Below are 12,813 nucleotides of genomic sequence, written 5' to 3'. Positions count from 1 at the left end.
ACAAATATGGGAAAATTAACAATCATCGGAAACGATAAACCTGTGATCGGCAAACAGGAAATGTATTCTGTCACTACAATAAATGGATGGCTGAATCCTTTGCAACCTATTAAAAACCCTTTGCAAGTACCCAAACCCCATTGGGAAGTGATGGTGCAGACCAAAACAGGATGGAGAAAAGGCGGAAGCGATAAAGAAGGTCAAATGGTTCCTTATATTTTCGGACAGAAGAGTTTATTTCATAAGGGGATAAAGATCATTGTACGTCAGGGTGAAGACTATGGAGAACTGATTGTACATCCACAACGGGCTAAAGAACCTAAAATAACCAGAGTGGAACTTCTGGACGCTAACTATAAACCTATTCCAAAAGGTAAAAAATTAAGCTATAAAGATACCATTATTGCAAGGGCATATTGTGTAGAGATGTTCGAGATGAATATTGCTTTTACCCTTTGGGAAGATGATGCTCAGGGAGAAGGACACAACCCCACCGTAAATGCTTTGAATAAAATCAATCCTGTCCCTGTTCTTAGCAGAGTTAATGAGAAAGGAATGGCAGAAGCTGTTTTCAGATTACCTTTTTACACGATGGCTGTAATGATTGCCAATGCACGCACTGCATCAGGCGATAAAAGTGAGGGAGCAACCCACGAATATTATGTAACGGCTGATGTAGTTAGCAAACATATACAAAAAGCAAGTCCTAACATCAATGTAGTTAACCCTACTCATAATCCAGAACCTCCAAGAAAAAGAGAGGTTCCTAAAGGGCATACTCCCTCACCAGCAAAACCTAAAACAACTCCTGCTCCAGAAAAACCCAAACCTAAACCTGATGGGAATTCAGCAAAGTTCCCAGTTACCACAGGCGGAAAAAAGAGTGATGATCCACAAGGAAAGATACTAAGTGCTGAATTTGTTGATGGAAAAGGAAACAGGCTCCATTCTTCCAAAGTTGGAACAGCTGTAGCTGTAAAAATTATGGCAAAGGAGATGAAGAATAAAAAAGTAAAGATCAAAATATGGGAGGAAGACAATTTCAGTTGGACTAATGATTTAATTTATGAAAAGGATTGGGTATTGGTTGGGGATACTAGTTTTGTAGGAGTATTGTTAACAAAAGAAATGTTTGACAAAGCCAAAGGAATTGGCACTGATAGCAGTAGACAGGATTATTTTATAGAAGTGATACATCATGATACTTCTGTAAAATCTGCTGTGATGCCTGTGAGTGCAGATGCTGAGCCTACAAGGGTTGAGAGTGGGGATAGCGCAACGATGGTGAAAGAACCGAAGCAAGGGAAAACTCCTTCTGGTTGTATTTGTAAAGAACAGTATAAAGACTTGATTTGGGGAGAAAAAGTCAGCTGTGAGTTTAGAAAAAAAGTTATACAAATAGCAAAAAGACTAGGAAAAGATCCTAATTTGTTAATGGCAGGAATGGCATTGGAGACAGGGAAAACATTTTCACCAACCGCAGGAAAGAAAACAAGCTATGTCGGACTCATACAATTTGGAGATTCCGCAGCAGAATCCGTTGGAACAACAAGGGCTGATTTATTAAAAATGACCGCCATACAGCAGTTAGATTATGTTGAGAAATATTTAGCAAAAAAGAAGGATAAAATCAATACTCTTACAGATTTTTATTTATCAATATTAATGCCTGTTGATGTTGGAAGAGGAAATCAACCTAACCATGTTGTTTTTGATAATCAATACCCCTTAGCATATAAAAAAAATGGAAAATTAACAGATTTAAGCAAATCAAGACATTACGGCTACAGACAAAATCCAACTTTTCTTCATGAAGAAGGTGAAAGAAAAAGATACGAAAATGGTGGAAAAAAGGAATATGATGGAGAGGGAAAGACTTATATTTGGGAAATTGAAAAAAGTATTAGTAACTTTTATGAAGAAGGAAAGGCTCATAAAGTTAAAACTTTTGAATGTCAAAAAAGTCAAGAACAAAAAATCCAACCTACTTTGGAAAAAGGAGTATGGAACGTTATCATAACAGAAAAATATACTGGTAGTAAATGTACACATAAAGAAAAAACTCCTATTAGGAACAACTGTAGAAGAGGAAAAATGGAGGTTTACGATCACTCAGGAAAGATTGTTTTTACAATAAAAGACTGTCTACTTGAAGGGATAGCAGGAGAAGATAGAATGATAACAGATTCTGATGCTCCGTTTGGGGTATATCAAATAGCATCATCTCCATTTATAATGGGATCATCATCAGGAAAAAAAAGAACGACTTATGGTCCCAATCCAAGACTGGCATTTGAACCAATAAAGGGTACTGGTGATGAAGCAGATAAAAGTGGTAGATCAGCCATAAGAATTCATGGTGGAAGGCAAGAAACTGAAACATTTGAGCCAAGAAAAAATCCAGATCTACTGAGAACGAAAGGCTGTATAAGAATATGGGATTCTGAGGCTAAGCAGTTTTATGATTGGTGGGTTGAATATCATAAAAATAATCCAAACGTTAAACCTGGAAAATTAACTTTAAAGAAATAAATCATGTTAAATAGATTATTAAGCATATTTTTTTTGAGCTTTTTATTTGTGACATATAGCTGTCAAAAAAACAACAAAAAACAAGATAATCTTATGAATAATACTCAGGTCATAAATGAAACGAGGCTAATAGATGGTATTACTATTGATAATACAATTTTTCAAAAAAATGATATTGACCTCAAAAAATATCAATACAATAATCAGTATATTGAAGATATAGAAATTAAAGATTTATTAGACAAAAATTATAGAACTGAGTTTATAAAATTTTTAAAAGAGACAAAAACTGAAGATGATGAATTTAAATCAACATTAGTCTCTCAATTATTGATTATCAGAATGATTCAATTATCAGATGTAAATGCATTTTACATCTTATCCGAACTTTCCAAAGATAATGATGTAGCCTATAATGGTGTTGAATTATATGGTGAGAAACTTACAAAATTTTTTATAGAGAATCCATTATTTTTTATACAACAGGGAGCCAAATATCATGAAACGACCTTATTAAATTCAATTTTTCCACAATTAGACGAATTTTTTGTAAAACAGTCTTTTTTTAAGGACAATTTGGGTGATATTGATTTAAAGAATGGGCAATTATTTCTCTTCCCAGATAAAGAAAAAGAATTTAGCGAGTCTTTTAAAAGAAAAATATCTAAATTTAGTACTGAAGAGTGTATTTTTTCGCCAAGTTTATACACCGCATGGCAAAACAAAACAATAAATTTCATAGATATCAGTCCTCTTTTTGGTGAAGAACTATTGATAAAGCTTAATGTATTTGAAAGAAATTATTTTAATCAAAATATTCAAAACACATTAAAAGGATATATAATTAATTCCGAAAAAACAGACAGCCAGTCTTCAGCCATCATAATTGACCCAGATGGCTATACCAATTTAAGAAAAGATAAAAACACATCCTCAGAGATTTTGCAAAAGGTAAAATCAGGAGAACATATTGAGGTTTTGGATAATACAGGTGATTGGTTTTTAGTAAAAACTAAAGAAGGAAAAGAAGGCTATATTCATAAAAGCAGGATAAAATCAAAGTGATGTATTCTAAATGAACAATATCGAAAAATTACTAAACTCTCTTATGGAGCAAGCAGAATTATTTTCAAAAGAAAATGGTGAGTTTGCGCCTTTTGGTACATACATTAGAGCAAATGGCAATATGACTTACATTGGTGCTTATTCTGAAACAACTGATTCAAACGAAATGTATGATCTACTAATACAGGGAGTAAGAGAGGATCTAAAGGATGAAAATATCTGAACAACAGCTATCCTACACAATGGTTCATGTTCATTATTATCACCAAAATATTTCTTTCCTTAAAATGACAGAAAATATAAAAAGCAGGAAGCAACATAAGTTTAAATTGTGATAACCAGAAATAAAAAAGCCTTTCTTTCGAAAGGCTTTTACTAATTTATTGTAGTTCGTATTACTTTGAAGCAAGTACTTCTTTATCGGAAGTTGTCTTTCCGTGTACTTCATCTTCTTTTCCTTTTTTAAGGAAGTCATAAGCAATTGCTGATGCAATAAAGATTGATGAATAAGTACCGAATCCGATACCGATCAACATCGCAAACATGAATCCTCTTAGGTTATCTCCACCGAAGATGAAGATCGCAAGGATCACAAGGATAGTAGTAAATGACGTGTTGAAAGTTCTACCCAATGTACTTGAGATAGAGTCGTCAAATAACCCTGCCAATGTTAATGATTTCTTCTCTCTTAGATATTCTCTAATTCTGTCGAAGATAATTACCGTATCATTGATTGAGTATCCTAATACTGTAAGGATTGCAGCAATGAAATCCTGGTTGATCTCCATATTGAACGGCATATATTTGTGAAGTAATGAATACGTTCCTAAAATAATAACCGCATCGTGGAATAATGCCGCTACCGCACCTAAAGAGAACTGCCATTTTCTAAATCTAAATAAGATATAGATAAAGATACCAGCCAATGCAGCTACTACAGCTAAAATACCGTGTGTCTGAATATCGTCTGCCACAGTAGGACCTACTTTCTCAGAAGAGATAATACCAGCGTGATCTTTATCTGCAGATTTAAAGTCATTTAAAGTAATGTTAGAAGGAAGATCTCCTTTTAATCCTTCGAATAATTTCTGTTCAATAGTCTGGTCAGCTTTTAAAGACTCATCTTCAATAAGGTAATCAGTAGAGATTTTCAATTGCTTAGCATTTCCGAAAGTCTTAGCTTCTACAGAAGAATTTTTACCATCTTCAGTTTTGAATATTTTAACTAATTTTTCTTCAACGTCGTTAGCATTTACTTCTTTATCAAATCTTACTACATAGTTTCTACCACCTGTAAAGTCGATACCATATTTGAAACCATGAGTAACCATAGACCCAATACAGATTACTGTTAAAACAGCAGAAATAATATATGCATATTTTCTCTTTCCGATGAAATCAATCCAAGTATTTCTGAATAAGTTTTTCGTTGGTGGAGTCCATACAGAAAGGTGTTTACCTTTGTTCAGTCTGTTGAAAATCATTACTCTTGATAATAATACAGACGTGAATAATGTCATGATAATACCAATCATCAGCGTTAAAGCAAATCCTTTGATAGGTCCTGTTCCGAAGAAGAACAATACAACAGCGGTTAGTAACGTAGTTGAGTGACCATCAATAATTGCGCTTAATGCGTGTTTGAAACCGTCCTTATAAGCTTCTAAGATGCTCTTACCCGCGAATAATTCTTCTTTCGTTCTTTCGTAGATAATTACGTTTGTATCCACTGCCATCGCCATCGTCAATACGATACCCGCAATACCAGGAAGTGTTAGCGTAAAGTCTCCGGAATCCATAATTCCGAAAATATAGAATAAGTTGATTACCATTGCGATTACAGCGTAAACCCCTGCACCACCATAATAGAAAATGATATAAACAATGATAATTAAGAATGCAATAGCAAATGAAATCATACCTGCGTTGATAGATTCCTGTCCTAATGACGGACCTACCTGAGTAGCCTGAACTACTTTTGCACCTGCAGGTAATTTACCAGCACCTAAAACGTCAACCAATTCTTTAGCTTCTTCCTGAGAGAAGTTACCAGAGATTTGAGTTCTCCCGTTAGGAATAGCACCTACAACGTTTGGAGCAGTGTATACTCTGTTATCAAGTGTTACAGCTACTGGTTTTCCAACGTTTTTCTCCGTTAAAGTTTTCCATTCTTTAGCTCCTTTAGAATCCATCTGCATATCCACTACAACTCTTCCAAGTTCGTCATAGCTGATGTTAGCTGTTTCTACAGCACCGTCTACCGGAGCTTTTTGGTTGATGTTACTTCTGATCGCATACAATACCAAATCATCAGGACTTGTAGTTTCAGGTTTGTAACCCCACATGAACTGTGTATATTTAATGTTTGCAGGACGTGCAGCAATCCCTACTTTACTGTTTAAAATTTTGTTTACAGCAGCAGTATCAGATAGCTTTACACTTGCAACACCATTAGTTCTTAATTTGTCAAGCTGTAAAAGGTTCATGAAGTTCACATTTTTTGCAACTCCCATAGAATCTCCTTTCGCAGCAACCATAGTTGTCAATGTTTGGAAATAAGGTGCAATTTCAGGCACTTGCTGTACTTCCCAGAACTGAAGTTTTGCAGAAGTCTGAAGCATTTTCTTTACCTTGTCGATATCCTTCATACCAGGCATTTCTACAGAAATTCTCGCTGTACCAGGTACTCTCTGAACGTTTGGCTGGATTGCTCCTAATTTGTCAATTCTCGTTCTGATTACCTCGAAAGCTGTTCCTACAGAAAGATCTATCCTTCTCTTCACAATACTTTTTACCTGTTCATCAGCCGTATTGTACTTGATTTCAGATAAATTTGTATTCCCGAAAAGTTCCGGATCCGCAAGCTTAAGGTTTGTTCCTTTTGCTTTGTTTACCGCATCGAACTGATCGAAGAAGTTGTCGATATAAGATTTTGTTGAGTTTTTCTGAACTTCATCAGTCTTGTTTAAAGCCTCAATAAGAACAGGATTTGTTGAATAATTGGTTAAATCATTTACCAAATCTCTCTGGTTGATTTCCAATAGAACGTTGATCCCTCCTTTTAAGTCAAGACCAAGTTTCATTTCCTTGTCTTTAGCTTTAGAATAATAAAGCTTCGTATACCCAAGATTAAGAGTATCTTCCTTGATGCGTTTGATCTCTTTCTCGTTTCCTTTCGCAGCTTCAATCTGCGATTCAATTTTGCTGGCGTACCAGGTTGGTAATAGCTCGTTTAAGCAGATCAACCCCAGGACAATAGCAACAATTGTAATAAGTCCTTTTCCTTGCATTTTGTTATAACTACGTTAAATTAAGTCGGCAAATATAATGATTTTCTTGTATTTTATGAATTTTTAACAACAGAAATGGTTTATTTTCAGATATATTGGTATTCTGATTTCTATTTAAGATTTAACAATTTTTTCATCGTATCTTAATGAAGTCTTCAAAATATAATTGGTATAAAATTTTCATTCATATTTCAACACCTTATCTATCAAAATATTATGAAAAAACTACTTTTTACCCTTAGTATTTTTTCTTCTTTAATTGTTAATGCTCAAAGCATTAATTTGGAAGAATTTGTCACCGGACTTACCAGCCCGGTTGAGATTACAAACGCCAATGACAGCCGATTGTTTGTAGTACAGCAGAATGGAATGATAAAGATTATCCAACCCAACGGAGCTGTTAATCCAGTTAATTTTTTAAATATCTCAACAAAAATTGTTTATGGAGGAGAAAGAGGTCTTCTCGGACTTGCATTTCATCCACAATACCTGACCAACGGGTATTTTTTTGTATATTATAACAACACCGCTGGCAATGTCGTAGTCGCAAGATATACCGTAAGTACTACAGATCCCAACGTGGCTGATCCTAATTCTGAGAAGATCTTACTGAATATTCCCAAACCTTTCGAAAATCACAATGGAGGAAGCATACATTTTGCACCAGACGGAAAGCTTTGGATCATCACCGGAGACGGCGGTAGTGGCGGAGATCCAAACAACAATGCTCAAAACAAAAATGTACTTTTAGGAAAAATGCTGAGAATAGATGTAGATGCCACCACAAATCCTTACAACATTCCGACAGATAATCCTTTTGTTGGTACTAACGTAGATGGCGCAGATGAAGTATGGGCTTACGGACTCAGAAACGGATGGAAGTTTTCTTTTGATCTCAATACAGGTAACGCATGGATTGCTGATGTAGGACAAGGAGCCATAGAAGAAATCAACAAGATGCCCATTACCCAAGCCGGGCTCAATTACGGATGGCGCTGCTATGAAGGAAACACAGTTTACAACACAGCAGGATGTCCTCCGCAATCTTCTATGACATTTCCTGTTGCTGTTTATGATCATTCAGGTGGAAAATGTTCCATCACCGGAGGTTATGTTTACAGAGGCACGGAATATCCTTCCCTACAGGGAAAATATTTTTTTGCAGACTATTGTTCCACACAAATCGGCATCCTGAACCTTGATAATTCCATTGTCTGGACATCTCCTTACACTGGAAATCGTTTTTCTACCTTCGGACAGGATTCTCAAAAAGAGCTTTACGTTGCAGCCGTTAACAGCGGAAAGATATTTAAGATTAAAACAATCACTTTAAACACACAGGAAAACCAACATTCACAAAGTCTAAGGATTTATCCTAACCCGGCGAGTAAAGAAATTTTCATTGAAGGAGTAAAGGATAAAAAAACAACCTTGGAAATAATCAGTGCTGATGGTCGAAAAGTATTAGAAACTAAACAAATTATCAACGGTAAGAGCATTAATATTTCAGAAATACCAGCTGGAGTTTATTTTGTCAACCTAAAATCCGGTGACCTAAAATCTTACAGCCAGAAAATTGTTATTAAATGATACCTGTCAACAAAAATGACACCCACTAATGCATTAATAGCATTTTTATTCGTGAATTAGTGGCAAAATAAAAAAGCGGTTCATTACTGAACCGCTTTTGTTTTATATCGTCATTGAGAAAATCCTTGTTTCAGGTTTATTTCTCATCATTCTTAAGTCAAAAACCATTGCTACATTTCGGGTGAATGCCCTTCCCTCTTCCGTAATTTTTATTTCTTTACCGGAAATCTCAACCAGCCCGTCATTTTCCATTTCTTTCAGCATTTCCAAAGCATTATCAAGCTCCGGGAAAGAGTTATCGATGTTGAATGTAGTTTCCAGCTGACACATTAAATTTAAAATATGTCTTCTTACGATAAGATCTTCTTCATTCAAAACATGACCTTTCACTACAGGAATCTTCCCTTCTTCCACCATCGTTTGATATTCTTCCACTGTTTTTACATTCTGAGCAAAAGCATACCACGAATCTGAAATAGCAGACATCCCAAGCCCAACCATCAACTGAGTATTACTTGAAGTATATCCCATAAAGTTTCTGTGAAGTTTTTTATGGATCAAAGACTGATACAGATCATCATGTTCAAGAGAGAAGTGATCCATCCCTACTTCAATATACCCTAAATCCTGAAGTAATTTTTTCCCATCCTCATACAAACGTCGTTTTTCTTCTCCACTTGGCAGGTCATTTTCATCAAAACCTCTCTGCCCTACTCCTTTCACCCATGGAACGTGTGCATAAGAATAAAATGCTAATCTGTCCGGTTTCAGTTCCATTGTTCTTCTGATCGTATTTTCCATCGCTTCCCAGGTCTGGTGCGGAAGTCCAAATACTAAATCGTGACTGATTCCTCTGTATCCGATTTCTTTTGCCCATTCCGTTACATTTTTTACATTCTCAAAAGGCTGAATTCTGTTGATTGCTTTTTGCACTTTCGGATCATAATCCTGAACTCCAAAACTCACTCTTCTGAAACCAAGATCGTATAATGTCTGAAGATGTTCCTTCGTTGTATTATTCGGGTGCCCTTCAAAAGAAAATTCAGGGTGTTCCGCAATATCTACCGTTGTAAAGATCCCTTCCAATAATGTCTTTAAATTCTCTGGAGAGAAAAAAGTTGGAGTACCACCACCAAGGTGCAATTCTTTTAATTTTGGTTTTTCACTGAAAAGCTCAAGATAAAGTCTCCATTCCTTCAATACGCTTTCCAAATAAGGTACTTCAACACTATGTTGCTTTGTAATACGCTTATGACATGCACAGAATGTACATAGTGCCTCACAGAAAGGTAAATGGATATAAATAGAAATCCCCTCCTCTGCATTACTTTCATTAAAAGTTCTGATTACGCTATCCTTCCATTTTTCCGGTGAGAAAGTGGAATCATCCCAGTAAGGAACGGTAGGATAAGAAGTGTAACGTGGTCCGGGAATATTATACTTATCTATTAAAGAGTTCATTTTGAAAATTAAAATTTTATAAGGTACAGGAAGTTTAGCATTTTAAAATTCCATCCTACAAAATTAACCATTACTTATGAATTTTAACCTATGAATTATATTAGGTTCTATTTTATAATGAGTCTAAATACGGATGATCAGGGGTTTATTTAATAGTGATAAATTCTATCTCTTTTATTTAAAATTTTAATTTCATCACTGAAATTCTGCTATTTCCGGCAAGAACAATGTGGTTACCATCGATCCATCTACAAACGAAAAAACCTTTTTCATCGGAAATTTTCTTCCACGATTTCCCAAAATCTGAAGAATAGCTGATATGTTTATCCCCTACGGCGATCATTTCTTTTCCTTTTGAGCCTGGCTTAATTTTCACACAGGTTGTATATCCTGCATTCTCTCCTGAAGCCTGAATCTGCCAGGTTTCCCCACCATCATTCGTTGTTGCAATATTATTCATATTCGCATCCTGCTTGGTATAATCACCACCTACAGCAACCCCGAATTGATCATCATAAAAATCAATCGAATACATCCCTTGAGAAGATTCTCCCTGAATGAATGGTGTTTTAAAAATCTCTAATTTCTCTGTTTTAAGATCCATTCTTATAATCCTTGAAGCCTTACCACCTGTTGCAATCCAAAGATATTTTTTGGAAGAAGCGATATTTGTATTACTTGCTGCAAAAGCCGCCTCTCCTTCATTCAACTCCACATTGTTTTTAAACATTCCCCATTGACCGTTTTTATAAACTGCCAATTTTAATAAATGATCTTGATCCGCATCGCTGAATGTATAAGCCAACTTATCATTTACAAAATGTAAGGCATCATAAAACGCAGTCTTCGCGGTATCTGAAAAAACAGTCTGGAATTTCAGATCTTTTTTATCAATTTTAAAGAAGTAAGCAGGGCTTTCAATATTAATGGCATAAAAAGAACTTTTATCTTGAGCCAACGTCCTAAACTGCAACTTTTTTTCAGAAAGCAAAATCTGCTTTTGGTTTTTATAATCTTTTAAATCTACAAAGCCAAACTTAGAGTCTGTTCCGCTGTACCATACTTTATGATCATACACTTCTAACGCTCTGATGCTTATTTTATCATTCAGAATCGTTTCTATATTTTCTACCTGTTGAGAAAATGCTGTCATTCCTACGGATAGGAATATAAGGGATAGAATCTTTTTCATACTGTTTATTCAATAAAAAAACCGCCGAAGCGGTTTATATGACTTAATCGTTCTGATATTTTTCAGGATTGTTAAGTTTACTGTTTGATTTACCATAAAGGAAATACACAAGACCACCCAAGAATAACCAAATAGCGGAAAGTTCCAATGCGTGAGCACTTAAGTTAAAGATCAGGTAAATATTAATAATTACCCCTAATGCTACTACTATTTTATAAGCAGGCACTTTGAAAGGTCTGATCAAATCAGGTTCTTTCTTTCTCATTACCCAAACAGCAATACAGACAAGTGTAAACGCAAACAAAGTTCCGAAGCTCGTCATATCAGCCAAGGTAGAAATTGGTGTAAACGCTGCGATAAGTGCTACTACAATTCCCAATAAAATAATTCCTTTGTAAGGCGTTTTTGTTTTTGGGTGAAGCTCACCGAAGAACTTAGGAATCAAACCGTCTTTTGCCATTCCGATAAAGATTCTGGACTGTCCCATCATCATTACCATTACTACGGAAATTAAACCTACCGTAGCAGCAATTGTTACCACATTACTTGCCCAGTGTTTTCCAGCAATTTCAAAAGCATACGCTACAGGTGCTTTGATCGCATCTGGATATTTTCCTTCAGGATTAAAGTCTGTATAATGCATCATCCCTGTCAATACTAAAGATACACAGATATATAAAGCAGTACAGATTAATAATGAAGCAATAATAGCGAAAGGCACATCCTTTTTAGGATTAATAGCCTCCCCTGCCTGCGTAGAAACCGCATCGAAGCCAATATAAGCAAAGAAAATTGCCGCCGCTCCAGAGATAATTCCTTTTATACCATATGCAGAAACCATTTCTCCTTCAGAGTTTTTAATAGGAACTCTCTCGGGAATAAAAGGTTTCCAGTTTTTAACACCATCTACAGCATTGTATAGATCCGTATTAGAAAAAATAATATATACCCCTGCTATAATTACAAAGATCACGGCAGAAGTTTTCATAAGAACAATCAGGTTATTAGCTCCAGCTGCTTCTTTTGTTCCTTTTACCAACAATGCAGTAATCAAAAGAACAAGAATAAAAGCAGGTAAATTCATTGAGAAACCGTCTCCTGCATAGCTGGAAGGATCTGATGTAAGATACGCCGGTAAATGAACTCCAAAAATTTTCAGAAATTTTGTAAAATATCCGGACCAACTCACGGAGACTGCCATACTTGCCATGGCATACTCCAGGATGAGACACCAGCCCATTGCCCATGCAAAAATCTCTCCTACTGTTCCGTATGCATATGCATAAGCTGAACCTTCAACCGGTATAATTGACGCGAATTCTGCATAACATAATGCAGCAAAAACACAGGCAATACCTGCAATAATAAAGGAAATTGCAAGTGCAGGACCTGCATGATAATAGGCTCCAGTTCCCGTAAGAACAAAGATTCCACCTCCAATGATAGCACCTACTCCTATTGCTGTTAAACTCCATTTTCCAAGGACTTTTTTCAGCTCACTTTTCTTCATATCTGCCTCATAGGCACTTAGTGGCTTTTTAACCCAAATTTTCGACATGTTTTTTTATTTATTTAAGGATTCACGAAAATATAAAAAATTTAGGAACTCTCACGTTTATCCTTAAACTTTCATCATTTATTTTACATTAATGTTTTAAAAACATAAACAAGACATTATTTAAT

At 35.5% G+C, this 12,813-nt stretch carries 8 protein-coding genes; 4 read left to right on the top strand and 4 right to left on the bottom strand.

What is annotated here, in order from left to right; translation table 11 throughout:
- Positions 1-6 precede the first annotated feature (6 nt).
- The 3 genes from BBI01_RS07050 to BBI01_RS07040 are packed head-to-tail and all read left to right on the top strand — an operon-like array spanning position 7 to position 3,820.
- Complete coding sequence (locus BBI01_RS07050; RefSeq protein WP_065393963.1) at positions 7-2,532, top strand: membrane-bound lytic murein transglycosylase EmtA; 2,526 nt, start codon at positions 7-9, stop codon at positions 2,530-2,532.
- Between the two features lie 3 nt (positions 2,533-2,535).
- Positions 2,536-3,597 carry an SH3 domain-containing protein gene (locus BBI01_RS07045; protein ID WP_083190029.1) on the top strand — a complete coding sequence of 354 codons (1,062 nt, stop codon included), beginning with the start codon at positions 2,536-2,538 and terminating at the stop codon, positions 3,595-3,597.
- A gap of 10 nt (positions 3,598-3,607) precedes the next feature.
- Complete coding sequence (locus BBI01_RS07040; protein WP_065393961.1) at positions 3,608-3,820, top strand: hypothetical protein; 213 nt, start codon at positions 3,608-3,610, stop codon at positions 3,818-3,820.
- A gap of 172 nt (positions 3,821-3,992) precedes the next feature.
- Here the strand turns inward: BBI01_RS07040 and secD are convergent, their stop codons facing one another.
- Positions 3,993-6,887, bottom strand: a complete 2,895-nt coding sequence (gene secD, locus BBI01_RS07035) for a protein translocase subunit SecD (RefSeq protein WP_065393960.1) — start codon at positions 6,885-6,887, stop codon at positions 3,993-3,995.
- Between the two features lie 216 nt (positions 6,888-7,103).
- On the opposite strand from secD, the gene BBI01_RS07030 reads away from it, so the two are divergent.
- Entirely contained in the window at positions 7,104-8,477 is a 1,374-nt protein-coding gene (locus tag BBI01_RS07030) for a PQQ-dependent sugar dehydrogenase (protein WP_065393959.1), read from the top strand.
- A gap of 102 nt (positions 8,478-8,579) precedes the next feature.
- Here BBI01_RS07030 and hemN read toward each other — a convergent pair whose 3' ends face one another.
- The 3 genes from hemN to BBI01_RS07015 all read right to left on the bottom strand — a co-directional run bounded on the left by hemN (position 8,580) and on the right by BBI01_RS07015 (position 12,688).
- Positions 8,580-9,938: an oxygen-independent coproporphyrinogen III oxidase gene (hemN, locus tag BBI01_RS07025; protein ID WP_065393958.1), complete on the bottom strand. Its 1,359-nt coding sequence runs from the start codon at positions 9,936-9,938 to the stop codon at positions 8,580-8,582.
- Positions 9,939-10,116: 178 nt separating this feature from the next.
- The gene (locus BBI01_RS07020) at positions 10,117-11,130 is read right to left on the bottom strand and encodes a WD40/YVTN/BNR-like repeat-containing protein (RefSeq protein ID WP_065393957.1); all 1,014 of its coding nucleotides are present in this window, start codon (positions 11,128-11,130) and stop codon (positions 10,117-10,119) included.
- Between the two features lie 43 nt (positions 11,131-11,173).
- Positions 11,174-12,688, bottom strand: coding sequence for an amino acid permease (locus BBI01_RS07015; protein ID WP_065393956.1), 1,515 nt, complete (start codon positions 12,686-12,688; stop codon positions 11,174-11,176).
- Positions 12,689-12,813 lie beyond the last annotated feature (125 nt).

Origin of the sequence: Chryseobacterium artocarpi, assembly GCF_001684975.1 — a bacterium.
GTDB classification, from domain to species: Bacteria; Bacteroidota; Bacteroidia; order Flavobacteriales; family Weeksellaceae; genus Chryseobacterium; species Chryseobacterium artocarpi.
The sequence above is the reverse complement of the archived record's forward strand: the minus strand, read 5'-3'. Positions and strand labels throughout refer to the sequence as shown.